Raw genomic sequence first — 26484 nt, forward strand, 5'->3', positions numbered from 1 at the left:
CCAGCCCCCGCCGACAGCCGCCCGGGGGTCGGTGCCGGACGTCGACGTGAGACAGGCGCGGGCCGTCGGGTCACGCCAGTGCGACGAGCACCCGCAGGTCGTCCTCCGGGAGCGTGTCCGCCACGGCGCTCACCTCGAGGTGGCTCAACGTGGCCAGCCCGTGGTGCACCGAGAGGAAGGCCGTGTCCGAGGCGTCGCGGCCGGTCGCGATCCGCACGAGGGCGCCGCGCGGCGCGAGCGTCGTGGCGTCCACGACGTGCCAGCCGCCGCCGACGTGGGCCTCGGCGACGGCGTGGAAGTCCATGGGGGCCAGCCCGGGGGCGTAGACGGCCGCCAGCCGGGCCGGCACGTCGAGCGCCCGCAGCAGCGCCACGACGAGGTGGGCGTAGTCGCGGCACACGCCCTGGCGGGCCAGCAGCGTGCGGACCGCGCCGTCCGTCGGTCCGCTGGACCCAGGCACGTAACTCAGGCGCGTCCCCACCCAGGACGAGACGGCGGCGAGCAGGTCGACGCCGGTCAGCCCGGCGAACTCGGCGCGGGCCGTCGGCCCCAGGGTGTCGGACTCGCAGTACCGGGACGGGCGCAGGTACGTGAGCAGCTCCGCCTCGTCCGCGGGTAGAGGTGGCGCCGAACCCGTCAGGTCGGCGGTGTAGGTCGCGTCGAACTGTCCCGCAGGTGCGTCGACGACGTGCAGGCGGGTGCCGTGCGGGCCGGCCAGCGCGCGGGGCCGCACGGGTGTGCCGTCCACCTGGAGCGTCATCGACTCGACGAGGCCGGGCTGCTCTGCCGCCGCGATCTGCAGCACGACCGTCGTCGGGCGGGCGACGTCGAGCCGGAGCGTGGCAGCGACCTGTCGGAGCATCGGGCCATGCTGTCAGTCGTGCGGCGGGCCCGCCCGCGCGGGGCGGCGCGGGGGACCCCGCCGACGCTGACTCCTAGAGCACGCGGGCGAGGAAGTCCCGGGTGCGCTGCTCGCTCGGTGCGCCGAGGACGGCCTCGGGCGTGCCGTGCTCGACGACCTGCCCGTCGGCCATGAAGACGACCTGGTCGGCCACCTCGCGTGCGAAGCCGATCTCGTGCGTGACGACGATCATCGTCATGCCCGAGCCCGCCAGGTCACGCATGACCGCGAGCACCTCGCCGACCAGCTCGGGGTCGAGCGCCGACGTCGGCTCGTCGAAGAGCATGAGCTCGGGGTCCATCGCCAGGGCGCGTGCGATGGCGACCCGCTGCTGCTGACCGCCGGACAGCTGGGCGGGGTAGAAGTCGACCCGGTCGGACAGCCCGACCTGGTCGAGGATCGCCCGCGCCCGGGTGTCCGCATCGGACTTGGTGCGGCCGAGCACCTGCACCTGGGCCTCGACCACGTTGCCCAGCGCGGTCATGTGCGGGAACAGGTTGAAGCGCTGGAACACCATGCCGATCTTCGCGCGCTGGGCCGCGATGGCCTTGGGGTGCAGCCGGAACAGCGTCGGCTCACCTCGGCGGGTGCCCTCGCGATAGCCCATGAGCTCGCCGTCCACGTGGATGGCGCCCGCGTCGATCTCCTCGAGCTGGTTGACGCAGCGCAGTGCGGTGGACTTGCCTGAGCCGGACGGCCCCAGCACGACGGTCACCGACCCGCGCGGCACCACCACGTCGATCCCGCGCAGCACGTGGTGCTCGCCGAAGAACTTGTGCACCCCGGTCAGCTCGACCATGGGCCCGTGCCCCTCGGAACGCTGCTCGTTCATCCCCAGCCTCCGGCGGGTCGGCCCATGTCGTCCACCGTGGAGATCTCGGGGGTGGTGCGGGCGGCGTTGATGGCGGCCTGCCGCGGGCCGCGGCCGGAGCGCTGCGGGCCGGCGTTGCGGGTCGGGTCGAAGCCGCGCCCGTAGTACCGCTCGAGGTAGTGCTGGCCGACCATGAGCACGCTCGTGATCGCCAGGTACCACAGGGCCGCGACGAGCAGCAGCGGCACCGGCTGGAAGATCCGGTTGCCGATCGCGTTCGTGGCGAACTGCAGGTCGAGCGTGAACGGGACCGCGAGCACGAGCGAGGTGGTCTTGAGCATGGAGATCGTCTCGTTGCCGGTCGGCGGCACGATGACGCGCATCGCCTGCGGCAGCACGATCCGGCGCAGGATCGGGCCGTCCTTCATGCCGAGCGCCTTGGCGGCCTCCTGCTGGCCACGGTCGACGCTCTCCAGCCCGGCGCGGACGATCTCGGCGAGGTACGCCGCCTCGTTGAGCGCGAGCCCGATGAGGGCGGCCACCGCGGCCGTGAACACGTCCTTGGTGCTGAAGCTCCAGAACTCCGGGCCGAACGGGATGCCGAGCGAGAGACGGGGGTAGAGCACCGAGATGAGGCCCCAGAACACCAGCTGGGTGAAGATCGGCGTGCCGCGGAAGAACCAGATGTAGAACCACGCGACGGCGCGCAGCACCGGGTTCGTCGAGTCGCGCATCACCGCCAGGGTGATGGCGAGCACGACGGCGATCGCCATCGACCCGACCGTGAGGGCCAGCGTCCAGCCGACGCCCCGCAGGACCGGGGTGGCGAACAGGTACTGACCGACGGTGGGCCAGGCGAACTTCGGGTTCGTGAGCAGCGCGTGGACGGCCATCGCCGCCAGCACGAGGACGACGACGGCCGAGACCCACCGGCCGGGGTAGCGCACAGGGACCGCGTGGATCCTGCGCACCCCGGCCGGCGGCTCTGCCGGACCAGCACTCACGAGGTCAGCTCACCGCGGGGTTGAGCTCGGCCTTGGTGACGGCGCCGGACTCGTTGCCCCAGGCGGTGAGGATCTTGGCGTAGTCGCCGTCGTCCATGAGCTTCTGCAGCGCCTTCTGCACGGCCGAGGTGAGCGCCGCGTCGTCCTTGGAGACGACGACGCCCTGCGGTGCGGTCGCGAAGACGTCGCCGAGCTGCTCGAGCTGGCCGGAGGTCTGGGCGATCGCGTAGGCGATGATCGGCGAGTCGGCGTACATGAGGTCGACCTTGCCGCCGACGAGGGCGGTCGTCACGTCGGACTGGTGGTCGTACTTGAGCGGCGAGATCGCCTTCTTGCCGTCGGAGACGCACTTCGCGCTGGCGGCGTCGAGCTCCTCGTCCTCCACCGTGCCGGTCTGGACGCCGACGGTGAGACCGCAGATGTCCTTCGCGTCGACCTTGTTCGGGTTGCCCGCCTGCACGGCGTAGGCCTCGCCGGCCGAGAAGTAGCTGATCATGTTGACCTGCTTCTCCCGGTCGGGGTTGATCGTGAAGGAGGAGACGCCGATGTCGTACTTGCTGCCGATCGCCGGGATGATCGAGGCGAAGGTCGCGGTCTGCACGTCCACCTTGACCCCGAGCACCGCGCCGAGCGCCTTGGCCAGGTCGACGTCGTAGCCGACCGGGGTGGTGCCGTCCTCGGCGATGTACTCGGCCGGGGCGTACGTGGTGTCGGAACCCACGACGAGCGTGCCGGCCGACGTGATCCTGGCCGGCAGCAGGGCCGCGATGGCCTCGTCCTTGGCGATCGAGGTCGGGTCGAAGGACGCGGCGCCCGAGGCGGCGGCCTTCGTCGAGCTCGAACCGGAGGCCGAACCGGACGAGGAGCACCCGGTGAGGGCGAGCGCGGCGACGAGCGTCGTCGTCAGGACGAGGGGGGTGGAGCGCACAAGATCCTCCAAGGGGGGCGCGGCGGGCCGCGCAGATCAGCTGTGCACCGGCCCCGCGGTCGGTGCGACGTCGACGGTAGCGAGCGGATGTTACGCCGGGGTGTCCTGGCGCGTGACCTGGTCGCGGACGTGGCCGATGTCACGTCGTGGCGCATGACTCTAGGGTCGGTCGGGTCCGACGTCGACGCAGGAGGCCGTGATGAACCGTCTGGTGTCCACCGGTGCGCTGCCCGCCCACGGGGTGGTGGCCCGTGCGCTGCGGGCCGCGCACGCGCTCGTCGAGGACGAGTCCGGCGGGCAGGTGAGCACCGTCTACCCGAGGCTTGCCAGGGCGGACCCGTCGGCGTTCGCCCTCGCGGTCACGGCGGTCGACGGTGCGAGCACGGCGGTGGGGCTCGCTGACGCCCGGACCACGCTCATGAGCGTCTCCAAGCCGTTCGTCATGGCGCTCGTCGCCCAGTCGTGCGGGCTGGAGCGGGTGCGCGCGGCCGTCGGCGTGAACGCGACCGGGCTGCCGTTCGCCGATCCCGAGGCGATCCTCCGGGGCCCGGGCGGGCGGACGAACCCGATGGTGAACCCCGGCGCGATCGTCACCAGCAGCCTGGTCCCGGGCGCCGACCGCGCGCAGCGCTGGGCCTTCGTGTGCGACGGCCTGTCCCGGCTCGCCGGTCGTCGCCTGGAGGTCGACGAGGAGGTGCTCGACTGCGCGCTGGCGAGCAACGGGCGCAACCGTGAGCTGGCGCGGATGCTGGCCGATCGCACGGCCCTGGCGTGCGATCCGGACGACGCGGTCGACCTCTACACCCGGCAGTGCTGCCTCGAGGTCGACGTGCAGGACCTGGCCCGGATGGGCGCCGTGCTCGCGACCGGCGGTCTGGACCCGGTCGACGGGCACCGGCTGCTCGACGCCGACGTCACGCGGGCGGTGCTCGCGGTGATGGCGACCGCCGGGCTCTACGAGGCCTCGGGGGACTGGTTGGTCGACGTCGGGGTCCCGGCCAAGAGCGGGATCAGCGGCGCCCTGGTCGCGGTCGCGCCAGGCAAGGGGGCGCTCGGTGCGTGGTCGCCCCCGCTGGACGGTGCGGGCACGAGCGTGCGCGGCGGTCGGGCGGCGGCGTTCCTCGCTGGTGAGCTGGGCCTCGACCTGTTCGCCGCCGGCTAGGAGGCGACGGGTCTCGGGGTCGACGAGGTCAGGAGTCGAACCCGAGCCCGACGGCGTCCAGCGCGCGCAGCAGCAGGTTGCGCTGCCCCTCGCGGTGGTCGGCCTGGTCGAGAGACCAGCGGGTGGCCTCGACACCGATCGTGGCGAACGGTTCGGGTGGGAACGGCAGCGGCTTGCGGCGCACCATCTCCAGCTCGGTGCGTTCGGTGACCTCACCGGCGAGCCGGTCGAGCATCACCTGCGCGGCGAACCGGGTGGCGCCGACGCCCAGCCCGGTGAACCCGGCGCTGTAGGCCACCCGCCCACCGGCGGCGAGCCCGTGGAACGCGCAGAACTGCGTGCAGGTGTCGATCGCACCGGCCCAGCGGTGGGTGATCTCGATGCCCTCGAGCTGGGGGAACGTGGTGAGCAGGTGCGAGGCGAGCGTGCGGAAGGTGGCGGGTCGGTCCTCGTGGGCGACCCGCACCTGCCGGCGGAAGATGGCGTCGTACCCGCCGAACACGATGCGGTCGTCCTGGGTGCGGCGGTAGTAGTGGAAGTGGTTGGCCAGGTCGGCGATGCCCTCGCGGCCGGCCCAGCCGATCGAGCTCAGCTGGTCGCTCGTGAGCGGGGCGGTGGCGATCACGTAGTCGTACACCGGCACCGTCATGAGGCGGGTGCGGGCCAGCAGCGACGGGAACACGTTGGTGGCCAGGGCGACGCGCGGCGCCCGCACGAGCCCCGCCGCGGTCTCCACCACGACGGCGGCCGAGTCGCGCAGCGGTCGCACGGCCGTCACCGGGCTGTGCTCGAAGACCTGCACGCCGAGCCCGGCGGCGGCGCGGGCGAGCCCGGCCGCCAGCTTGGCCGGGTTGACCAGGACGCCGTCGCCCTCGTGCCGCACGGCGCCGAGGTAGGTGGGGGAGTGCACGAGCGCCTGGACCCCGGCCTCGTCGAGCAGCTGCGCCCCGCCGTCGGCCTCCAGCCACGCCAGCTGGTGCGGTTCGGTCGCGACGTCGAGGAACCCGACCTTCTCCAGCTCGGCGTCGATGCCCAGCTCGGCGACGTCCTGCACGAGGGCGTCGAGGTTCTCCTGGCCCAGCCGTTCGAGCAGGTCGTACTCGTGCGGCCAGCGGCGGCGGCCGTTGTCGGCGCCGTGCGTGAGGCTGGCGTCGCAGAACCCGCCGTTGCGTCCGGAGGCCGCCCAGCCGATCTGCTGCGCCTCGAGCAGCACCACCCGGGTACCGGGGTTGCGGCGCACGGCCAGCAGTGCGGTCCACAGCCCGAGGTACCCGCCGCCGACCACGACGAGATCGGCCTCGAGCCGCCCCTCGAACGTGTCGAACCGGGGCACGTCGGCCAGCTCGTCCCGCCACAGGACGCGCTGCCGACTGCCCGCCAGGGCTGCGTCGACGAGGCGGGGGTCGGGTGCCTGACGTTCGAAGACCGGCGTGGACATGGCGGTGCGTGCTCCTTCGGACCGTCGGACGGGCCTGGTCCGGGCACGCTATCGCGCGAGGCGGTCAGCGGGTGGGGACCATCCTGCAGGCGGGACCGTGGGTGCGGGCCGGTCAGGCCAGCGAGGGGAGTCAGGCCAGCGAGAGGAACAGCCGCTCGAGCTTGGCCACGTCGAGGGACTGCGTGACGTCGCCGTCGGGCGCCTCGGACTCGACGAGGCACTGCTGCATCCCGGTCGCGATGATGGCGAACCCGGCCTTGTCGAGGGCTCGGCTGACGGCGGCGAGCTGGACGACGATCTGCTCGCAGTCGCGTCCCTCCTCGACGGCGCGGCGCACGGCCGAGAGCTGTCCCTCGGCACGGCGCAGCCGGTTGACCACGGCGGTCATCTTCTGCGGGTCGAGCTGCATGGGTGTCTCCCTCCGGTGCTGGTTCATCCTACGGCGACTGGTGTGGCATACCCCCGGGGGTATATGGTGAGGGCCACGGACGACATTCGAGGAGGACAGCTCATGTGTAGTGCAGTGCGATGCGGTCAGTGCGGCAAGGTGACCTGGGCCGGCTGCGGTCGGCACGTCGACGCGGTGATGGCGAGCGTTCCCGACGCCCAGCGCTGCACCTGCCGGTGAGCCGTCGGCGCCTCGTCGTGGTCGGCGGCGTCGCGGGCGGCATGAGTGCCGCCGCCCGCGCCCGCCGGCTCGACGAGAACCTCGAGATCGTCGTGCTGGAGGCAGGCCAGTACGTCTCGTTCGCGAACTGCGGTCTGCCGTACCACCTGTCCGGTGACGTCGCCTCGGTCGACTCGCTCCTGCTGCACGACCCTCAGTCCCTCGCCGAGGAGCTCGCGCTCGACGTCCGCCTCGGACACGAGGTGACCTCGATCGACCGCGTGGCGCGCACGGTGACCGTGCGCACGGCCGCCGGCGAGGAGCAGCTGTCCTACGACGCCCTCGTGCTCGCACCCGGTGCGGTGGCCGTGGAGCCGCCGATCACCGGCCTGCACGCCGCGCACGTTCACCACCTGCGCACCATCCCCGACGTCGCCGCCGTCGCGGGCCAGCTCGACGAGCTGCTCGCGGACCGTCCGGCTCCCGTGGCCGTCGTCGTCGGAGCCGGGTTCATCGGGCTCGAGGCCGTCGAGGCTCTCGTCACCCGCGGGCTGCACGTGCACCTCGTCGAGCTGGCTCCGCAGGTGCTGCCTCCGCTCGACGCGGAGCTCGCGGCTCGCGTCGCCACCGAGCTCACGCTGCACGGCGTGGAGCTGCACCTGGGTGTCTCGGCGACGAGCGTCGACCCCCAGGTCGTGCTGTCCGACGGCACCACCCTCGACGCCGACCTCGTGCTGGTGAACGTCGGGGTGCGCCCGGCCAGCGGCCTGGCCGCAGCCGCCGGGCTCGAGCTCGGCGCCCAGGGCGCCATCGTCGTGGACGGCGACCAGCGCACGAGTGACGAGGCCGTCTGGGCCGTCGGCGACGCCGTCCAGGTCACCCGGTACGGGGACGTCCCCCCGGGCGTGGTCCCGCTGGCCGGTCCGGCGAGCCGGCAGGGCCGACGTGCGGCGGACTCGATCTGCGGGCACCGGACGACCCCCCAGGCGCCCGTGCTCGGGACCGCGATCGTGCGCGTGTTCGAGCTCACCGCCGCCGTCACCGGTCTCTCGCAGCGTCAGCTGCAGCAGGCTGGGATCGCCCATGAGGTGGTCCGGGTGCACTCGGGCAACCGGGTCGGCTGGCTGCCGGGGTCGCAGATCGTGCACCTGGTCGCCTCCTTCGCCCCGGACGGGACGCTGCTCGGCGCTCAGGGCGTCGGCATCGACGGGGTGGACAAGCGGATCGACGTGCTCGCCACGGCGATCCGGTCCGGGATGCGCGCCGACGACCTGGCCGAGCTTGAGCTGGCCTACGCCCCGCCGTACGGCGCGGCCAAGGACCCGGTCAACATGCTGGGCTTCGTGGCGCAGAACGCGCTGGACGGGACGATGCCGCAGTGGCAGCCCGCCGAGCTCGACGACGTGCGTGCGAGCGCCCTGGTGCTCGACGTCCGCTCGCAGCGCGAGTGGGACCGCGGGCACCTGCCCGGTGCGCTCCTCGTGCCGCACACGCAGGTCCGCGACCGGCTGGAGGAGATCCGCGAGGCGGCCGCCGGCCGGCCGGTCGCGGTGCACTGCGCGAGCGGGTTCCGGTCGTACCTGGCCACGAGGATCCTGCTGCAGGCCGGTCTGTCGGCACGGAACCTGTCGGGCGGCTGGATGACCCTGTCGGTCGCGCGACCGGAGGTGCTGGCCGCCCCGGCGCACGTCTGAGCCGCACGTCACGAGGCCCCGCCCCTTCACCTGGGGGACGGGGCCTCGTGGCGTGAGCCGGGCCCTCGTGCGGTCGAGCCGCAGGTGGCACCGCACGGCCGGGCCTTTCGGCCCGCCTATACCCCATGGGGTACTCCTACGCTTCAGGCAGCGGCTCCACCAACGGTGATGGGGCCCCAGGCCTCGGGAGCTGTGATGGAGGTTCTCATCCTCGGCGCCGGCACTGCCGGCACGATGGCCGCGGCAGGGTTGCGCAAGCGCCTGCCTGCCGGCAACCGCATCACCGTCGTCGACACCGACGACCGGCACGTCTACCAGCCGGGGCTGCTGCTGCTGCCGTTCGGCGTCTACTCGGAACGGCAGATCGTCCGTTCGCGCCGGGCCGTGCTGCCTCGCGGCGTCGACCTGGTGACCGGGCAGGTCGAGCTCGTCGACCCGGACGAACGTGCCGTGCACCTGGTCGACGGGCGCGTGCTGCGCTACGACCAGCTCGTCATCGCCACCGGGACCAGCCCCCGGCCCGACCAGACCCCGGGGATGGCCGAGACCCCGGGCGTGCACGAGTTCTACACGCTCGAGGGCTCGAAGGCCCTGCGCGAGGCCCTCGCCGGGTTCTCCGGCGGCAAGCTCGTCGTCGGCATCACCGAGATGCCGATCAAGTGCCCCGTCGCCCCGCTGGAGTTCGCCTTCCTGGTGGACGCCCACCTGCGCAGCCGGGGGATCCGGGACCGCACCGAGCTCACCTACGTGACCCCGCTGGACGGCGCGTTCACCAAGGCCGTCTGCTCGCGCGAGCTCGGTCACCTGCTCACCGAGCGGGGCATCACGCTCGAGACCGACTTCATGCTCGAGCACATCGAGGACGGCACGCTCGTCTCCTACGACGAGCGGGAGATCGACTTCGACCTGCTGGTCACCGTCCCGATCAACATGGGCGCCGACTACGTCGCGAAGTCCGGGCTCGGCGACGAGCTCAACTACGTGCCGACCGACAAGCACACCCTGCGGGCCGAGGGGCACGACGACATCTGGGTGGTCGGCGATGCCGGCAACCTGCCCACCTCCAAGGCGGGGTCGGTGGCGCACTTCTCCATGGAGGTCTTCCTCACCAACTTCATGGACGTGGTGGTCGGTCGCGCCCCGACGGCCTCGTTCGACGGTCACTCGAACTGCTTCATCGAGTCCGGCGACGGCAAGGCACTGCTCATCGACTTCAACTACGACGTCGAGCCGCTGCCCGGCACCTACCCGCTGCCGACCGTCGGACTGCCGTTGCTGCGCGAGAGCCGGTTCAACCACCTGGGCAAGCTCGCGTTCCGCTACCTGTACTGGTACGCGCTGCTGCCCGAGCGCAAGCTCCCCATCCCGTCCGCCATGTCCATGCGCGGCAAGAAGCAGGTCGCAGGCGTCTGACCTGCGAGGACGAAGGAGAACGGCCATGCCTGTCACCACCATCGCCGATCACGAGGTCCATGTCGACGGCGAGGGCTTCCTCACCGAGTACGACGAGTGGGACCCCTCGCTCGCACCCGTCCTGGCCAAGGCCATCGGGATCGAGCTCACCGACCGCCACATGGAGGTCATCGAGTTCCTGCGCGCCGACTACAAGACCCAGGGCGAGACGGCCACGACCCGTCGCACCCAGGCCGTCGGCGGCTTCCCCATCAAGGAGCAGTTCGCCCTGTTCCCCGGCAAGCCCGGCAAGAAGATGGCCTACATCGCCGGTCTGCCCAAGCCGAAGGGATGTGTCTGACATGAGCGAGGACTTCGTCGTCCCGGACTTCGGGTCGAGCGAGAGCAGCGGCCGTCACCTGGCGATCATCTGCTCGAAGGGCAACCTCGACATGGCGTACCCGGGGCTCATCCTGGCCAACGCCGCCCTCGGTGAGGGGGTGCAGGTCGACCTGTTCTTCACCTTCTGGGGCTTCGACATGATCATGCGCGACCGGGCCGACGAGATGGCGTTCAGCCCGGCCGGCAACGCGGCCATGCGGATGGGCAACGTCCGGATGCCGCAGGCGCTGGCCCCGGCTCCCGGGATGACGGGCCTGGCGACCCGCATGCTCAAGAAGCAGATCGCCGACCTCGGGATCCCGACCGTGCCGGACTTCCTCGAGCAGATCGTGGCCTCGGGCGGTGCGTTGTGGGCCTGCAAGATGTCGGCCGACATGTTCCACGTCACGGAGGAGGACCTGCGTGACGACCTGTCCGGGATCATCAACGCCGCCACCTTCATCGAGATGACCGACGGGGCGCAGATCCTGTTCATCTGAGCGACGGCCCTCGGGCCCGCGCTCCCCGCGGGGGGCGCGGGCCCGAGGCGCGTCACGGGCGGTCTCGCGCGGTGCCGCCGGCCCTCAGAACGTCTCGGGGACGTTCTGCTCGAGGTCGGCCAACCACGCCGCGGGCGAGGCGTCCGAGGGCATCCGCCAGTCGCCGCGCGGCGACAGCGTGCCCCCGGCGGTGACCTTGGGCCCGTTCGGCAACGCCGAGCGCTTGAACTGGTGGGCGAAGAACCGCCGCACGAACACCTGCATCCAGGCCCGGATGGTCGCTAGGTCGTAGGCGGTGCGGCGCTCCTCGGGCCAGCCGGGCGGCCAGGTCCCGGCCTGCGCGTCGTGCCAGGCGTGCCAGGCCAGGAAGGCGATCTTGCTGGGGGAGTATCCGCGGCGCAGCACGTGGTAGAGCGTGAAGTCCTGCAGCGGGTACGGGCCGACGATGTCCTGCGTGCTCTGCATTCGCTCGCCCGGGGCTACCGGCACCAGCTCGGGAGAGATCTCCTGGTCGAGCACCCGGGCCAGGACGGCGTTGGTCGCGGCGTCGAAGTGGCCCTCGTCGATGACCCAGCCGATGAGGTGCTGGATGAGCGTCTTGGGGACGCCGGCATTGATGCCGTAGTGCGACATCTGGTCGCCGACGCCGTAGGTGCACCAGCCCAGGGCGAGCTCGGACAGGTCGCCGGTACCGAGCACGATCCCGCCGCGCTGGTTGGCGGCCCGGAACAGGTAGTCGGTGCGCAGCCCGGCCTGCACGTTCTCGAACGTCACGTCGTACACCGGCTCGCCGTCGGCGAACGGGTGCCCGAGGTCGGCCAGGAGCTGGCGGGCGGCCGGCCGGATGTCGATCGTCTCGCCCGTCGTGCCCAACGACTCCATGAGCGCCAGCGCACTGGCCTTGGTCTCGTCGCTGGTGGCGAAGCCGGGCAGGGTGAAGGTGAGGATGTCGCTGCGCGGCCGGCCCAGCCGGTCCATCGCCCGGGCGGCCACGATGAGCGCGTGGGTGGAGTCCAGACCGCCGGACACGCCGATGACCACCTTCGGCGACCCGATCGCCGTCAGCCGCTTCTCCAGCGCGCTGACCTGGATGTTGTAGGCCTCGTAGCAGTCCTGGGCGAGCCGCGTCGCGTCGTCGGGCACGAACGGGAACCGGTGCACCGCACGGCGCAGGCCGATGTCCCCGGCCGGCGGGTCGAGCCGGAAGGTCACCCGACGCAGCGGGTCGCTGCCGAGGGCGCGCCGGTTGTCGTCGAAGGTGCCGGTGCGCAGCCGCTCCTGCCGGATCCGGTCGAGGTCCACGTCGGCGAGCGTGCGCACCGCGTCGGGGGAGAACCGCGGCCCCTCGGCGAGCAGCTCGCCGAGCTCGTAGACCATCGTCTGGCCGTCCCAGGCCAGGTCGGTGCTCGACTCGCCCTGACCTGCGGCCGCGTAGACGTAGGCCGCCAGGCACCGCGCCGAGGCCGAGCGCACGAGCAGCCGGCGGTCGTCGGCCCGGCCCACCGTGATCGGGCTGCCCGACAGGTTCGCGAGCACGGTCGCGCCGCCGAGCGCTGCGGTGGACGACGGCGGGACCGGCACCCACATGTCCTCGCAGATCTCGACGTGCAGGCTCAGCCCGCGCACGTCGAGGGCGTCGAACAGCAGGTCGGTGCCGATCGGTACCTCCTGACCCGCCACCACGACGGTGCCCCGCACATCGTCGCCGGGGGCGAACCAGCGCCGCTCGTAGAACTCCCGGTAGGTCGGTAGCGAGGACTTGGGCACGACGCCGAGCACCCGCCCGCGATGGATCACGACGGCGGTGTTGAGCAGCCGGTTCCCGTGCTGCAGCGGCGCGCCGACGACGAGCACCGGCCGCAGGTCGACCGACGCGTCGAGCACGGTCTGCACGGCGGTCTCGACGGCGGCCAGCAGCGGGTCGGCGAGGAACAGGTCGTCGAGGGCGTACCCGGACAGGCACAGCTCGGGGAAGACGGCGACGGCAACCCCCTCGTCGTGGCAGGTGCGCGCCTGGGCGATGACGGCGGCGGCGTTGGTCGCGGGGTCTGCGATCCCCACCGGCAGCGTGCAGGCGGCGATCCGGGCGAAGCCGTGGGCGTAGGCCGAGGTGAACTCCACGTCCCGAGTGTTCCACGGCTGCGGGAGCTGGCTCACGGGCCGCGTCGTCCTGGGTCTTAGGTCCTTGGGGACGTGCCTGGGTCGATGCGGATGTCCGGTCGAGCGCCCACCGCCTGCAGGGCGCCGGTCATCTGGTGCGGCGCGTGGTCGATCGGGTCGGCGACCCACTCTGCCCGGCCACCTTCCCGCTCTGATCAGTCGCGTGGTGGGGCGCAAGACGAAGGAGCTGCCCCGTGTCCGTCCTGCATCGTGCCCATCCGTCCGAGCTCGTCGAGCACCCTGACGAGGACCGACGGCGGATCGATGCGCTGCGTGGACGCAACGACGAGATGAGCCTGGGCGTCGAGGACCTCGAGGAGTCGATCGACGCGATCGCCTCCTCGACCGGTGACACGGTCGCGTCGAGCGCCGTGGCGCGCGGCGCGACCGATCATGTGGCGAGCGCCGCCGCAGCAGTGAGCGCAGCCGCCGAGGAGCTCGAGGCGAGCATGCGCGAGGTGGGCTCCACGGCCGTGACCTCGCTGTCCGTGGCGGTCCGCGCCCAGGAGGCGATGCACGAGGTCACCGAGCGGGTCGACCACCTCACCGGCTCGGTGGACGACATCTCCTCCGTGGTAGGTGCGGTCTCCCGGATCTCGAGCCAGACCCGGATGCTCGCACTGAACGCGACGATCGAAGCCGCCCGGGCCGGGGAGGCCGGCCGCGGCTTCGCGGTGGTCGCCGGTGAGGTCAAGGACCTCGCCGGCCAGACGGGCGAGGCGACCGAGCAGATCACGGCCCGGCTCGCGTCGCTGACCACCGACACCGATGCGGTGAAGGCCGCCGTCGCCACGATCGCCGAGGTGCTGGGGCGGGTCGAGGAGCTCCAGCACACCATCGCCGCGGCCGTCGAGCAGCAGACGGCGGCGATCGGTGAGCTCAACCGCTCGGCCGCCGAGTCGGCCGACGCCGCCTCCTCGTTGCAGGAGTCGGTGACTGCGTCCGCCTCGGCGGCCGCGACAGCGCAGGCAGCGGTGACCCGGTCACGAGAGTGGCTCGGACGGGTGACCCGGACCCTCGAGGCGCAGCAGTCCGATGTCGAGGTGCTCGCCGTGGGTGTGCCGCGCCATCCGCTACGGGCCGCGGTGGCGGCGCACGGTGCCTGGAAGCGGCGCCTGCGGCACGCGATCGAGACCGGGCGGCTGCCGGAGGGCACGAGCGTCGAGCAGGCCCGGCGGGACGACGTGTGCGACTTCGGACGCTGGCTGCGGGACGGCGGTGGTGATGCCCTCGACCCTCGCCGCGCCGCCGACGCCGCGGAGCTGCACACGGCCTTCCACCGGTACGCGGCTGGGATCCTGGCTGAGGTCGTCGCAGGTCGCAGCGCCCGGGCGACGGAGCTCCTCACCGCGGACGACGGGTACGCGGGGACCGCGCGGGCGCTCACCGATGCGCTCATCGAGTGGTGTGCCCATGTGTCCGGGTCGGTGCGCGAGTCGCAGCGCGCGTAGCCTGCCACGGGCCGGTGCTCGAGGTACCGGTCCGGGTGCGCGGCGCCGGCGTGCGGCGGTGACCGGGGTGCTCGGTGCTCGCGAGGAGGGTCACGTGGACCGGACGGTGCTGCTCACCGGCTTCGCCCCGTTCGACGGCCAGCAGGAGAACGCCTCCTGGCTCGCGGTCCGGCGCGTCGCGGAGCGCTGGTCGGGGCCGGGTGCCCTCGTCACGGCGCTGCTGCCGGTCTCGTTCAAGGGCGTCGGCCCGGCGCTCGACGCTGCGGTCGACGCATGCCGGCCGGACGTGGTCATCTGCACCGGGCTCGCGGAGGGGCGGGCGACGATCGGCCTGGAGCGGACCGCCGTCAACGTCATGGACGCGCGCATCCCCGACCAGGACGGTCGCTCACCGATCGACGAGCCGGTCGTGCCCGACGGGCCCGTCGGCTACTGGTCGACCCTGCCGATCAAGGCGTGCCAGGCGGCGGTCGCCGGCGCCGGGGTGCCGGCCGAGGTCTCGGGCTCCGCGGGCACCTACGTGTGCAACGCGGTGTTCTACCGGCTCATGCACCGGCTGCGTGGGGCGGCCGACGTCCGTGCAGGCTTCGTCCACGTCCCGCAGGCGGCCGAGACGGCGCGCTCGCAGGGCCCGACGCTGCCGCTCGACGTGATCACCCGCGGGCTCGAGCTGGTCGTGCAGACCTCGCTCGCCGTGCCGCGCGACATCCGGGCCGCCGGCGGCACCGTCCACTGAAGGTCGCCCGCACCCCGCCCGCCGGTGGAGACGTCCCCCTCGGCGGACGGGGTGACTGGGCTCAGGACCGATCGGTCGTGCCCGGCCGGACACTCAGCACGGCACCGGCTCGAGCGCCTGCACCTGGTCAAGGATCGCGTCGAGCACCACCGTCCGGTCGAACTGCCGGGCGTAGTCGCGGGCCGCGTGCTCGCGCCTGGCTCGTTCCTCGGGCGTGAAGCCGAGCACCTGGTCGAGCGCCTCTGTGAGGCTCGCGGGGTCGCCGGCCGGGACGATGACCGCGTGCTCGCCGACCGCCTCGCCGATCCCGCCGGTCGCGGTGGTGATCACCGGCCCGCCGCCGGCCAGCATCTTCTCGACCAGCGCGATCCCGAACGTCTCGGTGAACTCCGGGCGCGGTTTGCTCGGCAGCGCGAACGCCGCGCAGCCGGCCATGAGGTGCACCTTCTCGTCGTCGTCGACGTCGTCGAGGAAGACGATCCGGTCGGCGGCGGGTGAGGCCGCGGCCTGTGCGCGCAGGCTGGGCCCCTGCGGACCGGTCCCGGCGACGACGAGCTGCAGCCCGGCGGCGCCGTGCGAGCGGGCGAATGCCTCGATGAGGTCGTCGACGCCCTTGGCGTGCGCCAGCCGGGACAGGAAGAGCACGTAGCCGTCGCGCACCAGCCCGCGTCGCACGAGCTCGCGGTCGGTCGCCGCCTCGTCGTGCACGACGTAGGACGCCGTGTCGATCGCCGGGTAGGAGATCGCGACCCGGCCCGCGAGCCGTTCGGCGAACCGGGTGCCGTGCCGAGCGTCGACCTCCGCGGCCTCGGCCAGGATCACCTCGCGGGTGTACGCCGAGACCGCCAGGCACACGTCGTGCTCCAGGTAGGTGGCCAGCACCTGGGCGGCCGCGCCGAACTGGTCGGCCTCGACGGCGGCGCGGACCACGTTCGTCACATCGGAGCCGACGGCCTCGGCGATGGTCGTCACGTCGACGGGCAGCCCGGTCGAGCGGGCGATCCGGACGGCGTCGGCCACGGCGGTCGCGTGCGGTGTGAGGTACAGCGACATCGCGAGCGTGGGGACGCCGTCGGTGAACAGCTCGACGAGCCGACCGGTGAGCCCGGCCAGCCAGCGTCCGTCGGGCACCTTGTAGTCGCCGACCGGACCGGGCCGCTCGACCGTGATGCCGGGGGAGTAGGGGAGCACCCCGTGCAGCGGCTTGAGCGGGAGCCCCGAGCGTTCGAGCACGTCGAGCGGCCAGGTGACGATGCGCACGTCGTCGAACCCGCGGGCCAGCGCGGCCTCGGCGAGGTTGCGCGCCTCACCCGAGTGGCCGCAGATCACCGGGTCGGCGCGGACGACGAGGACGAGCCTGCGTGCGGTCATGGGAGCCATCCGTTCGTCGGAGGGACGGTGGTCGACGGGGGGCGGGACGCGGTTGCGGTGCCCCAGCCCGACGGCGTCGGGCCGAGCTCGACGACCAGCCGGCCGCCGCGGCGCAGCTCGTCGCCGCTGATCCAGCTGCGGTCGAGCGGCCGGCCGTCGAGCGTGACGGTCTGCACGTGGTTGACCGGTCCGTCGGGTTCGGGCTCGACGAACCCGGTGGTCTCCAGTTCCAGGAGGGCGTCGCCGACGGACAGCCGTCCCGCCCGCCAGGTCGGGGCGTGCAGCAGGTACAGGTCCTGCCCGGCGACCGGGAAGAGCCCGAGGCTGGCCCACACGTACCAGGAGGACAGGCCGCCGGAGTCGTCGTTGCCGGGCATCCCGCCGCGACCCGTGCCGAACTGCTGGGTGACGACCGCCTGGACCACCTGCGCGGTCCGGTCGGGCCGCCCCGCGTAGTGGTAGCCCCACGGGGCCTCCATGTCGGGTTCGTTGTTGAGCCCCTCGAACCGGTTGAGCGCGTACCCAGCCGCCATCTGCGACGCCGACGGCGCCAGACCGGGCTGGCGGACGGCGGGGGCGCCGAAGCCGAAGAAGCGGTCGAGCAGCCCGACGTACCCCTCGTCGCCGCCGGCCAGGGCGATCCGGCCGGCCATGTCGTGCAGCAGCCGGAAGGAGTAGTTCCACTTGCCGCCCTCGTAGAACTCCGAGTCGACGAGCAGCCCGGTGGCAGGGTCGAAGGCGTTGCTCCAGCGCGCGGCCAGTGGCGTGAACTGGTCGGCGAGCGTCCGGTCGCCCACCCGCCGGGCGAGGATGCAGGTGCACCAGTAGGCGAAGGCCAGGTCGAGGGTGTGGCTGATGGGGTGCGCCCGGCCGCGCAGCAGGAAGTCCTCACCGTAGGTGCGGCGCAGGTCGTTGTGCAGGTGGACAAGTGCCCAGTCCCAGTCGATGCCGTCCAGCCCGGCCCGGCACAGGTCGGCGAAGAAGGTGTGCGCGAGCGCGCTGCCCTGCCGGGAGAACCGGTCGGCGCCGCGGGCCATCCGGTAGCCGATCGGCAGGTTGCCCTCTTCCTCGGCGATGTGCAGCAACGCGTTGGCCAGCTCGACGGCCTTGTCCGGGACGAGCGCCGTGAGCAGCGGCAGCTGGGTGCGGTAGATGTCCCACATCGTCGCCAGGTCGAAGGCGAACGGTCCGGGGGTGGGCCAGAACGGCGACTCGTCCGGCGCCAGGCACGGCTTGATCGACGCGTGGTAGAGCGCGGTGGCCATCACGGTGGCGCGGTCGGTGTCGTCGGTGTCGACGGCGACCTTGCCCAGGTGGCTGCGCCAGTGCGCGGTGGTGCGCTCCCGACGCCCGTCGAACCAGGAGCTGCCGCAGTCCGCCTCGAGGTTGGCGCGCGCCTGCTCGACCCCGCGCAACGAGAAGCCGATCCGCAGCTCCACGACCTGCCCGGGTTCGGACGGACCGGCCCACATGAGGCCGAACGGCCGCAGGGTGGTCGGGCGGATGCGGTCGAAGTCGAGCCGGGTGCCGCCGGGCATGAGCCGCCGGTCGTACCAGAGCATCTGCCGCCAGCGCGTCGCGTCGCACTCGACGTGCACCGCCAGCGGCGCGCCCTCGACGACGATCTCACCCTGCGCGACGCCGGGGCCGAGCGCCTCGAGGTGCGCCCGCAGCGGCACGGTCCGGCCGTACGGGATCGTCAGGCCCCCGGTCGACAGGTCGATCACCAGGCGGGCGTCGCGGTGCGCCGGGAACGTGTAGCGGTGCACCGCGCTCTTGGGACCGACCGTCACCTCGCACCGGATGCCCGAGCCGAGGGTCGCGGCGTACCAGCCGGGCTCGGCCTTCTCGTCCGACAGGTCCCACAGCTGACCCAGGTCGTCCAGCGGCTGCAGCATGGGCGTGACCCGCAGGTAGTTGTAGTACTTGCGGATGGCCCCGGTGCCGGACTGCTGGAAGTGCGTGAACCCGGAGGCGACGGCGCGCTCGTGCAGCACCGGAGGCAGGCCCTCGGTGGACAGGTCGTAGCGGCCGTACCCGGTGGGGTAGGCGCCGGAGAACGCGCAGGCGGAGACCATGCCGAGCGGGTACGTGGCACCCGGATGGGTGTTGCCGACCTGCGGTTTGGGCCACCACCACGCCGCAGCCAGTCCCCGGGCCGGCGGCAGGGCCGTCGCCTCTGTGCCGATGAACGGGTCGACCTGGTCGAACACGTCCACCTCCCCTCGTCGCGAGCCGTCCGGCGGACGCTACGGCCCATGTGTGTCCAGCAGGTTGCACAGGGGTGAAGGTGTGGGCGAGCGTGGGGTCATGACATTCCCCGTGGGTCTTCGTCTCGTGCTCGGTGGCAACGTGTTCGGCTGGACGGCCGACGAACCGGGCAGCCGCGCCGTCCTGGACCGGTTCGCCGCGGCCGGCGGCACCCTGGTCGACACCGCCGACGTCTACTCCGCCTGGGCACCGGGCCACACCGGTGGCGAGAGCGAGGTCATCCTCGGTCGGTGGCTGGCCACCCAGCCGGCCGAGCGGCGCCCGCAGGTCGCGACGAAGGTCAGCCAGCACCCGCAGTTCCCGGGGCTGTCCGCGGCCAACGTCCGGGCCGCCGCGCACGCGTCCCTGCAGCGGCTCGGCGTCGAGCGGATCGACCTGTACTACGCCCACTTCGACGATGCGGCGACGCCGCTCGACGAGACGGCCGGTGCGTTCTCGGCGCTCGTCGACGAGGGGCTGGTCGGGGCGATCGGGATCTCCAACTACACCGCGGAGCGGATCGACGAGTGGTTCGCCGCCGTGCAGCGCGACGGCCTGCACGCCCCGGTGGCGCTGCAGCCGCACTACAACCTGGTCGAGCGTGGCTACGAGGGCCCGCTCGCGGAGCGGGCGCGTCGCTACGACCTGGCGGTGTTCCCGTACTTCGGCCTGGCCCGGGGCTTCCTCACCGGCAAGTACCGGGACGGCGCCGCCGCCGTGGACAGCCCGCGGGCCGAGGGTGCGCTGCCGTACCTCAACGACCGGGGCCGTGCGGTGCTCGCGGTGCTCGACGAGCTCGCGGCCGCGCACGGCACGTCGCAGGCGGCGGTCGCGCTCGCGTGGCTGCACGCCCAGCCGACCATCACCGCACCGATCGCGAGCGCGCGGACGCTGTCCCAGCTCGAGGACCTGCTGGCCTCGGCGACCCTCGACCTGGCCGCCGACGAGCTGGCGGCGCTCACCGCGGCGTCGGCCTGACCGGGCGCGCCCGTCGGGACCGGTTCAGTCGCCGACCACCGACGGGCGCCCGCCGGTGAGCCGGACCAGCTCGGCGAACGTCGTGGGGAAGACGGTGTGCGGGGTGCCACCGGCGGCCCACACCTGCGCGTAGGCGTCCAGCGCGACGTCGACCACGGTGCGCAGCGGTGCGGGGTGGCCGACGGGGGCGACCCCGCCGATGGCCTGCCCGGTGGCGGTGCGCACCTGCTCGGGGGTCGCCCGGGTGATCGCCTCGACCTCGAGCGTGGCAGCGAGCGCCGTGGTGTCCACCCGGTGCGCACCCGAGGTGAGCACGAGCAGCGGTTCACCGTCGGCGAGGAAGACGAGGGAGTTCGCGATCTGCCCCACGTGGCAGCCGAGCGCCTGCGCCGCCTGCGCAGCGGTGCGGGCCGAGTCCGGCAGCTGGCGGACCCGGCCGGTCGCACCGGCGGCGGCCAGGGCGTCGGCCACCACCTGGGCGCGGGGCGGCAGCGGCTCGTCGGCGGGCTCCTCGCCAGGCAGCGGCCAGCTCACCAGTCGTGGGATTCCCGGCGGGGCGACCTGCGCGAGCGCGAGGAACCGTGCCTCGGCGCGGTGCAGCCGGATGTGCTCGTCGAGCGACCACCCCGGTCCGTTGGTGAGGGTCATCCCGCAGGCGCAGTCGATCGTCATGGTCCCGTCGGGGTGGGTGGCGACCTGGCTGACGGTCGTGTGCTCGGTGTGGGCGCGCACCTTGGCGCCACGCATCACGGCGCTCACCGGGACGGCATGGGGCAGGTCAGGGGGCTGGGTGGGCTGCACGTGCCCGACCGTACCGTCGGGCGCCGGGGCGGCGTCGTGCATCGAGGCGGCGGGCCCGGTACAAACGACGCCATGACCCGCGACCTGACCTCTGACCCCGCGGCCCAGCACCTCGCCGAGGCGGTCCCCGCCGAAGGCGTGCTGGCCGGCGCCGATGCGCGCACCGGCGGCGACCCCGCCCGCGCCCCACGCTCGCTGTCCGCGTCGGAGCTCGAGCCCGACGACGAGGCGGTGGCCAGCTCCCAGGAGTACGACGAGCCCGAGGCTCTCTAGCTCTCCCGGATCAGCCCGGCCCGCCGCGCCTGGCGGAGCAGGGAGTGCCCGTCGGGCCCGGACAGCACGGGCACCGGACGGGGTGCGCGCGGCCGGTGCCCGATGAGGTCCGGGGCGATCGCGGTGCCCGAGGAGAGCACGTGCTCGGCGAACGTGAGCTGGCGCAACAGCACGCCGGCGACGTGGTCGCCGAGGATGCGTGCGGCGCCGGCGTAGATCGTGGGGTCGTGCTGGCCGTCGTCGCCGATGAGGAACCAGCGGACCTGGTCCAACCGGGCGAACAGCCGCCGGAGCTGGGCGACCTTGTGCCGCGGTCCGCTGCGGAACCAGCCGGTGTTCGTCGGGCCCCAGTCGGTCATGAGCAGGGTCCCGGCCGGGAAACCGTTGACCGCGAGGAACCGGGCGACCGTCGGCGCGGTGTCCCACGCCCCGGTCGACAGGTAGACGACCGGCATGCCCGGGTCCTGCGCAGCGAGCTCGGTGAGCAGCTGGGCCATGCCGGGCACGGCCTCGCGGGCGGCGGCCTTGCGCACGAAGCTGTTCCAGAACGCGACCATGAGGCGGGGGAGCCGCGTCACCATGACGGTGTCGTCGATGTCGGCGACGATCCCGGAACGGGCCTGCGGGTCGACCACCTGGACGGGGGCGTGCACGGCCTGGCCGCCTGCGGTGCTCAGCTCGATCTCCTGCCACCCGACCGGCAGGGTGGCCTCGACGACCGTGTCGATGTAGCCGGCACGGTCGGCGACGAGGTGGTGGGTGGTCTCGCCGATCCGCACGTCGACGCCCGTGCCGGCGACGGGTGCGGTGAGGAAGCTGCGCCAGCCGCGCACGTCGGCGAGGTCGCGGTCGCGGTGCTCCGCCTGTGCGGTGGCACCGGAGTCCGGCAGGTCCGAGTCGGCGACGTACGGGGGAGCGAGCACCGTGCGCGCCAGCACCCGGACCCAGCCCGGCCCGGCGAGCCCGGCGTAGGGAACGATGCGCACCGTCCAGCCGCGCCGCACGAGGGTGCCGGCGATCCGGGCGTCGACGGCGTCCTCGATCCGGGCCGCGATGTGCGGTCGCTCGAGCTGGGCGAGCGGGTGCTGCGAGCCTCGGCGGCCCCACTGGGCGGCGAGAAGGGGCCGCGGGCTCACGCTCGCGCGGCCCGGGTCGCCTGCGCCATGGCTCGTCTCCCTCGAACTGCGGTCGGTCGGACGTGTTCTACCGTGCCAGGCCGCGGGTGCGTGCGGCAACTGCGCTGCTCGCGAGGTGGCACGGGCTCAGGCGTGTCGGGTGCGGTAGGAGCGCAGCTTGGCACGGTTGCCGCAGCCGGCCATGTCGCACCAGATGCGTGACCGGTTGCGGGAGCGGTCGTAGAAGGCCTCGAGGCAGTCGTCGGCCGGGCAGAGCTTGAGGCGTGACCAGCAGCCGGTGGCGGTGAGCGTCGTGGCCGCCGCCAGCACGGCGTCGAGGGCGTCGGACCCACCCAGCAGCACCCCGCCCGCCGCGGGGTGCACGGGGACGGTGAGCGTCGGGGCGTCGGCCCACTGCTCACCGGCGACGAGGGTGCGCAGACCGTCACGCAGCTGGCGGGCGCGGGTGCGCGGCCCGGCGACCAGCCCGCGCCGGGTGCACCAGCGGGTCCAGCCTGCGTCGTCGTCGAGCTGGTCGGTGCCGGTCTCGAGGTCGACCGTGTTGAGGAAGTCGACGAGGAGCTCGGATGTGTCCACCCGTGGAGAGTACGCCGCCGTAACCGGCTATTCCTCTATGCTGGTTGGCGTGATCGTCCTAGGCCTGTCTCTCGTCTCGAGCGTGCTGTGGGGGCTGTCGGACTTCCTCGGCGGCGTCGCGGCCCGGCGCACCCGCGTCCTGCGGGCGACCGCCCTGAGCTACGTCGCGGCGACCGTCGTCCTGCTGGGCGCCGCGCTCGTGGTGCCCGGGACCTTCTCGCAGGCGGCGCTGAGCACCGGCGTCGTGGCCGGCGTCGCGACGATGGTCGGCTTCCTCACCTTCTACGCGGCCTTCGCCGCAGGGTCGATGGGCGTCGTCTCGGCGGAGGTCGCCGTGCTGCAGTCCGTCGTCCCGGTCGCCGTGGCCGTCACCGTGGGCGGCGAGCAGCTCGCGCCGACCGGCTGGCTGGGCGTCGCGCTGGCGGTCGGCGCCGGGGTGCTGCTCGGCCTCGGGGGAGAGGAAGGCCGTGGGCGCATCAGCCGCACCGCGCTCACGTTCGGCGCGGTCTCCGGCGTCTCGTTCGGGGTGGCCGTGGTCAGCCTCGACGCCGCGCCGTCGCAGGCAGGCGTGCTGCCCGCGACGGTCGAGGCCGTCGTCGGGCTCGTCCTGCTCGGTGCGCTCGTGCTCGCCTCGGCCCGCAGCAGGCGGGTGGCCGCCGCGGTGGCCGTGCTCGACGGCGACGGTGCCGGGTCCGGTGGCCGGGCGACCGGGCTGGCGCTCGGCTCCGGGGTCGTGCTCGGGCTGGCGAACGCGCTGCTGCTGCTCGCCCTCGCGCGGGGAGCCCTCGCGGTGGTGGCGGTCGTCATCGCGCTCTACCCGATCGGGACTGTGGTGCTCGCACGGTTCGTGCTGCACGAGCGGCTGCACCCGCGCCAGACGGTGGGCATCGGCATCGCCCTGGTCGCCTGCGGGCTGCTCGCGCTGTCGTGACGGGAAGCACCCGCAGGGTGCGAGATGATCGGGGTCGTGCAGCTCCACGACCCTGACCACCGCGACTTCGGCTCCGACAACTACGCAGGGGTGCACCCCGCGGTGCTCACCGCGCTGGCAGAGGCCAACGGCGGCCACCAGCGCGGCTACGGGGACGACGTCTACAGCGCCCGGCTGGCGCAGGTGCTGCGCGAGCACTTCGGCGCCCAGGCCGTGGGCTACCCGGTGTTCAACGGCACCGGGGCGAACGTGGTCGCCCTGTCGGCGATGACCCCGCGCTGGGGCTCGGTCGTGGTGCCGTCCTCCGCGCACGTGCACACCGACGAGGCCGGTGCCCCCGAGCGGATGGCCGGGCTCAAGCTGCTCACGGTCGAGGCCCCGGACGGGCGCCTCACCCCCGACCTCGTCGCCTCCGTGACGGCGGGCGGGCACGACGTGCACTTCCCGCAGCCGTCGGTGGTGGCGGTCGCGCAGGCCACCGAGCTCGGCACCGTCTACACCCCCGATCAGCTGGGTGCACTCGCCGAGCAGGCGCACGGCCTGGGGCTGCGGCTCTACGTCGACGGGGCGCGGCTGGCGAACGCCGCGGCACACCTGGGTCTGCCGCTGCGCGCGTTCACCACGGACGTCGGGGTCGACGTCGTCGGGCTCGGCGGCACGAAGAACGGCCTCATGTTCGGCGAGGTCGTCGTCGTGCTGGACCCGGGCGCCGTCGACGGTCTGCCGTACGTGCGGAAGATGAGCGCCCAGCTGGCCAGCAAGAGCCGGTTCGCCGCCGCCCAGCTGCTCGCGCTGTACGACGGCGACCTGTGGCTGGACTCGGCCCGGCACGCCAATGCGATGGCCCGACGGCTCGCCGCCGGGCTGGCCGAGGTCCCCGGCGCGCGGCTGGTGCACGAGGTGCAGGCGAACGCCGTGTTCGCAGCGCTCCCCGCGGCCACCGTCGCGCGGCTGCGCGAGCGCTGGGCCTTCTACGACTGGACGCCCGACGGTTCGCAGGTGCGGCTCATGTGCGCCTGGGACACGACCGAGCAGGACGTGGCCGACCTCCTCGCGGTCGCCCGCGAGGGCTGAGCGCGTCAGCGCCGACCTGGCGGGCGGCGGACCCGCATGGTGGGGCCGCCGCCGGGGAGGTCAGCGGGTGCGCGGCCGGGTGTGCGTCACGTGCTCACGCGCGGGACCGCGACCGGACCGGGGCCCGGTGTCCACCCGGATGTGCAGCGGACGGCCGGCGACCCGGGTCCGCGAGAGCCGCTCGACCGCCTCGGGGGTCAGCCCACCGGGGATGTCGACGAGCGAGAAGCTGGCGAAGATGTCGATCTTGCCGACCTCCTTGCCGACCAGCCCGCCCTCACCGGTGAGCGCACCGACGAGCGCACCGGGCTGCAACCCGTCGCGGTGGCCGACCGAGACGCGGTACCGCGGGGCGGTGCTGTCGCCGCGAGGTGCCCGGCCCGGCCGGGGCGTGCCCTCGCGTTCGGCACGCGCGGGGACCAGGTGGGCCCGGGCGAGCGCGTCGTCGAGGTCGTCGCCCTCGGCGGTGCGCGGTGCGGGGCCGTCGTCGCCGACGGCGAGCGCCGTGACGAGCGCGAGCAGCTCCGCCGCATCGATCTCGGGGTGCGCGGCCAGGTGGTCGGCGACGGCGGCCCGGTACAGGTCGAGCCGGCCGGCCTGGCGGCGCAGCTCGGTGCGCCCGAAGAGCGAGGCGACGCGGTGCGCCGAGACGTCCGCGGGCGAGGGGATCGGCATCTCCTCGAGCGTGGTGCGGATGGTCCGCTCGACCTGGGCGAGCTTGCCCCGCTCGCTCGGGGTGACGAAGGTGATCGCGACCCCGTCCCGCCCGGCGCGCCCGGTGCGCCCGATGCGGTGCACGTAGGCCTCGGCCTCGCGCGGCACGTCGAAGTTGACGACGAGCCCGATGCGCTCGACGTCGAGCCCGCGGGCGGCGACGTCGGTGGCCACGAGCACGTCGAGGGCGCCGGAGCGCAGGCGCTCGACGATCCGCTCGCGTTCGGTCTGGGCGACGTCGCCGGAGATGTGCGCGGCGGACAGGCCCTTGGCGATGAGTGCGGAGCCGACCTGCTCGGCGGCCTCCCGGGTGCGCACGAAGACGATCGCCGCATCGGCGTCCGAGACGGCCAGCACGCGCTGCAGCGCGCCCACCTTGTGCCGGAACGGCACGACGGCATAGGCCTGGCGCACCGACTTGACGGTGGACGCCTGCGGCGTGATCGACAGCTGTACCGGGTCCTGCAGGTGCGCCTGCGCGACGCGTCGGATCGCGGGCGGCATGGTGGCCGAGAACAGCGCGACCTGCCGGGACTTCGGGGTGGCGTCGAGCACCCGGTCGACGTCCTCGGCGAAGCCCATCCGCAGCATCTCGTCGGCCTCGTCGAGCACGAGGAACCGCACCTGGTCCAGGTGCAGCGTGTGCCGGTCGAGGTGGTCGAGCACCCGGCCGGGGGTGCCCACGACGACCTGGGCGCCGCGGGCCAGCGCGCGCTGCTGCGGCAGGAACGGCGCACCGCCGTAGACCGGGACGACGGTGAGGTCGGCCACCTTGGACGCGAACGACTCGATGGCCTCGGCGACCTGCATCGCGAGCTCACGGGTCGGGGTGAGCACGATGGCCTGCACGGCGCCGAGCGCCGGGTCGACGGCCGCGAGCAGCGGAAGCCCGAAGGCGGCGGTCTTGCCGGTGCCGGTCTGCGCCACGCCGACGAGGTCGCGGCCGGACAGCAGCGGCGGGATGGCCTGGGCCTGGATGGCGGTGGGCACGGCGAAGCCGAGCCCTTCGACCGCGCGCTGCAGCGCGGGCGGCAGGCCGAGGTCGTCGAAGGTGGGCACAGCAGAGGTCTGTTCGGTCACGTCGAGCCGTTTCGAGCCGGGGGAGCCCTGACCGTGCGCCACGTCGGCGGACGGTTGGTCGCCGACCCCGGCACACCTGGCGGCCCGCTGGGCGGGCGCCGACACGGGAGGCGACGCATGAGGCGTGCACTCCGA

Annotated in this window: 25 protein-coding genes; 12 read left to right on the top strand and 13 right to left on the bottom strand. The window is 73.3% G+C overall.

Annotated elements, in window-relative coordinates; translation table 11 throughout:
• Positions 1-70: 70 nt before the first annotated feature.
• The 4 genes from F2B26_RS01170 to F2B26_RS01185 form a co-directional block, all read right to left on the bottom strand.
• Positions 71-862, bottom strand: a complete 792-nt coding sequence (locus tag F2B26_RS01170; protein WP_159805552.1) for a transglutaminase-like domain-containing protein — start codon at positions 860-862, stop codon at positions 71-73.
• Positions 863-935: 73 nt separating this feature from the next.
• Entirely contained in the window at positions 936-1733 is a 798-nt protein-coding gene (locus F2B26_RS01175; RefSeq protein ID WP_328698640.1) for an amino acid ABC transporter ATP-binding protein, read from the bottom strand.
• Entirely contained in the window at positions 1730-2716 is a 987-nt protein-coding gene (locus F2B26_RS01180; protein ID WP_159805554.1) for an amino acid ABC transporter permease, read from the bottom strand. The genes F2B26_RS01175 and F2B26_RS01180 overlap by 4 nt, the downstream gene beginning before the upstream one ends.
• A 4-nt stretch (positions 2717-2720) precedes the next feature.
• Positions 2721-3644, bottom strand: a complete 924-nt coding sequence (locus tag F2B26_RS01185; protein WP_159805556.1) for an ABC transporter substrate-binding protein — start codon at positions 3642-3644, stop codon at positions 2721-2723.
• A 199-nt stretch (positions 3645-3843) separates the two neighbouring features.
• On the opposite strand from F2B26_RS01185, the gene glsA reads away from it, so the two are divergent.
• Complete coding sequence (gene glsA / locus F2B26_RS01190) at positions 3844-4806, top strand: glutaminase A (protein WP_159805558.1); 963 nt, start codon at positions 3844-3846, stop codon at positions 4804-4806.
• A 28-nt stretch (positions 4807-4834) separates the two neighbouring features.
• On the opposite strand, the gene F2B26_RS01195 is transcribed toward glsA, so the two are convergent.
• Together F2B26_RS01195 and F2B26_RS01200 are read right to left on the bottom strand one after the other, a co-directional pair.
• Positions 4835-6244 (bottom strand): NAD(P)/FAD-dependent oxidoreductase, encoded by a 1410-nt coding sequence (locus tag F2B26_RS01195; protein WP_159805560.1) that lies wholly within the window; start codon positions 6242-6244, stop codon positions 4835-4837.
• Positions 6245-6374: 130 nt separating this feature from the next.
• Positions 6375-6653 carry a metal-sensitive transcriptional regulator gene (locus F2B26_RS01200; RefSeq protein WP_159805562.1) on the bottom strand — a complete coding sequence of 93 codons (279 nt, stop codon included), beginning with the start codon at positions 6651-6653 and terminating at the stop codon, positions 6375-6377.
• 102 nt (positions 6654-6755) lie between these two features.
• Here F2B26_RS01200 and F2B26_RS17785 point away from each other — a divergent pair, with 102 nt between their 5' ends.
• The 5 genes from F2B26_RS17785 to F2B26_RS01220 all read left to right on the top strand — a co-directional run bounded on the left by F2B26_RS17785 (position 6756) and on the right by F2B26_RS01220 (position 10818).
• The gene (locus tag F2B26_RS17785) at positions 6756-6872 is read left to right on the top strand and encodes a DUF8730 family Cys-rich protein (RefSeq protein ID WP_499679444.1); all 117 of its coding nucleotides are present in this window, start codon (positions 6756-6758) and stop codon (positions 6870-6872) included.
• Positions 6869-8545 (top strand): FAD-dependent oxidoreductase, encoded by a 1677-nt coding sequence (locus tag F2B26_RS01205; RefSeq protein ID WP_328698641.1) that lies wholly within the window; start codon positions 6869-6871, stop codon positions 8543-8545. Before F2B26_RS17785 ends, F2B26_RS01205 begins: the two co-directional genes overlap by 4 nt.
• A gap of 195 nt (positions 8546-8740) precedes the next feature.
• Positions 8741-9958, top strand: a complete 1218-nt coding sequence (sqr, locus tag F2B26_RS01210) for a type III sulfide quinone reductase, selenoprotein subtype (protein ID WP_235929427.1) — start codon at positions 8741-8743, stop codon at positions 9956-9958.
• A 25-nt stretch (positions 9959-9983) separates the two neighbouring features.
• Entirely contained in the window at positions 9984-10298 is a 315-nt protein-coding gene (locus F2B26_RS01215) for a TusE/DsrC/DsvC family sulfur relay protein (RefSeq protein ID WP_159805568.1), read from the top strand.
• Position 10299: 1 nt separating this feature from the next.
• On the top strand, positions 10300-10818 hold the full coding sequence (locus F2B26_RS01220) for a DsrE/DsrF/DrsH-like family protein (protein ID WP_159805570.1): 519 nt from the start codon (positions 10300-10302) through the stop codon (positions 10816-10818).
• An 84-nt stretch (positions 10819-10902) separates the two neighbouring features.
• Here the strand turns inward: F2B26_RS01220 and F2B26_RS01225 are convergent, their stop codons facing one another.
• A complete protein-coding gene (locus tag F2B26_RS01225; protein ID WP_159805626.1) occupies positions 10903-12939 on the bottom strand; it encodes an NAD(+) synthase in 2037 nt (678 codons plus the stop codon).
• A gap of 233 nt (positions 12940-13172) precedes the next feature.
• Between F2B26_RS01225 and F2B26_RS01230 the strand changes: the two genes are divergently transcribed.
• Together F2B26_RS01230 and pcp are read left to right on the top strand one after the other, a co-directional pair.
• Positions 13173-14429: a methyl-accepting chemotaxis protein gene (locus F2B26_RS01230; RefSeq protein WP_159805572.1), complete on the top strand. Its 1257-nt coding sequence runs from the start codon at positions 13173-13175 to the stop codon at positions 14427-14429.
• A 94-nt stretch (positions 14430-14523) separates the two neighbouring features.
• On the top strand, positions 14524-15165 hold the full coding sequence (gene pcp, locus F2B26_RS01235) for a pyroglutamyl-peptidase I (protein ID WP_235929428.1): 642 nt from the start codon (positions 14524-14526) through the stop codon (positions 15163-15165).
• Positions 15166-15258: 93 nt separating this feature from the next.
• On the opposite strand, the gene F2B26_RS01240 is transcribed toward pcp, so the two are convergent.
• Positions 15259-16536 carry a glycosyltransferase gene (locus tag F2B26_RS01240; RefSeq protein WP_235929429.1) on the bottom strand — a complete coding sequence of 426 codons (1278 nt, stop codon included), beginning with the start codon at positions 16534-16536 and terminating at the stop codon, positions 15259-15261.
• Positions 16533-18755 carry a glycoside hydrolase domain-containing protein gene (locus F2B26_RS01245; protein ID WP_235929430.1) on the bottom strand — a complete coding sequence of 741 codons (2223 nt, stop codon included), beginning with the start codon at positions 18753-18755 and terminating at the stop codon, positions 16533-16535. Before F2B26_RS01245 ends, F2B26_RS01240 begins: the two co-directional genes overlap by 4 nt.
• Before the next feature lie 91 nt (positions 18756-18846).
• Here F2B26_RS01245 and F2B26_RS01250 point away from each other — a divergent pair, with 91 nt between their 5' ends.
• Complete coding sequence (locus tag F2B26_RS01250; protein ID WP_159805578.1) at positions 18847-19764, top strand: aldo/keto reductase; 918 nt, start codon at positions 18847-18849, stop codon at positions 19762-19764.
• A gap of 24 nt (positions 19765-19788) precedes the next feature.
• Here F2B26_RS01250 and F2B26_RS01255 read toward each other — a convergent pair whose 3' ends face one another.
• Complete coding sequence (locus tag F2B26_RS01255; protein WP_201292554.1) at positions 19789-20286, bottom strand: YbaK/EbsC family protein; 498 nt, start codon at positions 20284-20286, stop codon at positions 19789-19791.
• Between the two features lie 351 nt (positions 20287-20637).
• On the opposite strand from F2B26_RS01255, the gene F2B26_RS01260 reads away from it, so the two are divergent.
• Positions 20638-20838, top strand: coding sequence for a hypothetical protein (locus F2B26_RS01260; protein ID WP_159805580.1), 201 nt, complete (start codon positions 20638-20640; stop codon positions 20836-20838).
• Here the strand turns inward: F2B26_RS01260 and F2B26_RS01265 are convergent.
• Both F2B26_RS01265 and F2B26_RS01270 read right to left on the bottom strand, forming a co-directional pair.
• Positions 20835-21974, bottom strand: coding sequence for an App1 family protein phosphatidate phosphatase (locus F2B26_RS01265; protein ID WP_159805582.1), 1140 nt, complete (start codon positions 21972-21974; stop codon positions 20835-20837). The two genes, F2B26_RS01260 and F2B26_RS01265, sit on opposite strands and share 4 nt — an antisense overlap.
• A gap of 126 nt (positions 21975-22100) precedes the next feature.
• Entirely contained in the window at positions 22101-22550 is a 450-nt protein-coding gene (locus tag F2B26_RS01270; protein WP_159805584.1) for a CGNR zinc finger domain-containing protein, read from the bottom strand.
• A gap of 49 nt (positions 22551-22599) precedes the next feature.
• Between F2B26_RS01270 and F2B26_RS01275 the strand changes: the two genes are divergently transcribed.
• Together F2B26_RS01275 and F2B26_RS01280 are read left to right on the top strand one after the other, a co-directional pair.
• Complete coding sequence (locus F2B26_RS01275; RefSeq protein ID WP_159805586.1) at positions 22600-23481, top strand: EamA family transporter; 882 nt, start codon at positions 22600-22602, stop codon at positions 23479-23481.
• A 24-nt stretch (positions 23482-23505) separates the two neighbouring features.
• A complete protein-coding gene (locus F2B26_RS01280; protein WP_159805588.1) occupies positions 23506-24555 on the top strand; it encodes a threonine aldolase family protein in 1050 nt (349 codons plus the stop codon).
• A gap of 60 nt (positions 24556-24615) precedes the next feature.
• Here F2B26_RS01280 and F2B26_RS01285 read toward each other — a convergent pair whose 3' ends face one another.
• Positions 24616-26391 (bottom strand): DEAD/DEAH box helicase, encoded by a 1776-nt coding sequence (locus tag F2B26_RS01285; protein ID WP_438939155.1) that lies wholly within the window; start codon positions 26389-26391, stop codon positions 24616-24618.
• Positions 26392-26484 lie beyond the last annotated feature (93 nt).

The organism is Cellulomonas citrea (genome assembly GCF_009829685.1).
Lineage (GTDB): Bacteria > Actinomycetota > Actinomycetes > Actinomycetales > Cellulomonadaceae > Cellulomonas > Cellulomonas citrea.

What these genes read in the sequence shown, in the direction of transcription:
- F2B26_RS01170 (WP_159805552.1), bottom strand. Translation starts at nt 862, where the DNA reads ATGCTCCGACAGGTCGCTGCCACGCTCCGGCTCGACGTCGCCCGCCCG.
- F2B26_RS01175 (WP_328698640.1), bottom strand. Translation starts at nt 1,733, where the DNA reads ATGAACGAGCAGCGTTCCGAGGGGCACGGGCCCATGGTCGAGCTGACC.
- glsA (WP_159805558.1), top strand. Translation starts at nt 3,844, where the DNA reads ATGAACCGTCTGGTGTCCACCGGTGCGCTGCCCGCCCACGGGGTGGTG.
- F2B26_RS01195 (WP_159805560.1), bottom strand. Translation starts at nt 6,244, where the DNA reads ATGTCCACGCCGGTCTTCGAACGTCAGGCACCCGACCCCCGCCTCGTC.
- F2B26_RS01200 (WP_159805562.1), bottom strand. Translation starts at nt 6,653, where the DNA reads ATGCAGCTCGACCCGCAGAAGATGACCGCCGTGGTCAACCGGCTGCGC.
- F2B26_RS17785 (WP_499679444.1), top strand. Translation starts at nt 6,756, where the DNA reads ATGTGTAGTGCAGTGCGATGCGGTCAGTGCGGCAAGGTGACCTGGGCC.
- sqr (WP_235929427.1), top strand. Translation starts at nt 8,741, where the DNA reads ATGGAGGTTCTCATCCTCGGCGCCGGCACTGCCGGCACGATGGCCGCG.
- F2B26_RS01215 (WP_159805568.1), top strand. Translation starts at nt 9,984, where the DNA reads ATGCCTGTCACCACCATCGCCGATCACGAGGTCCATGTCGACGGCGAG.
- F2B26_RS01220 (WP_159805570.1), top strand. Translation starts at nt 10,300, where the DNA reads ATGAGCGAGGACTTCGTCGTCCCGGACTTCGGGTCGAGCGAGAGCAGC.
- F2B26_RS01240 (WP_235929429.1), bottom strand. Translation starts at nt 16,536, where the DNA reads ATGACCGCACGCAGGCTCGTCCTCGTCGTCCGCGCCGACCCGGTGATC.
- F2B26_RS01250 (WP_159805578.1), top strand. Translation starts at nt 18,847, where the DNA reads ATGACATTCCCCGTGGGTCTTCGTCTCGTGCTCGGTGGCAACGTGTTC.
- F2B26_RS01260 (WP_159805580.1), top strand. Translation starts at nt 20,638, where the DNA reads ATGACCCGCGACCTGACCTCTGACCCCGCGGCCCAGCACCTCGCCGAG.
- F2B26_RS01280 (WP_159805588.1), top strand. Translation starts at nt 23,506, where the DNA reads ATGATCGGGGTCGTGCAGCTCCACGACCCTGACCACCGCGACTTCGGC.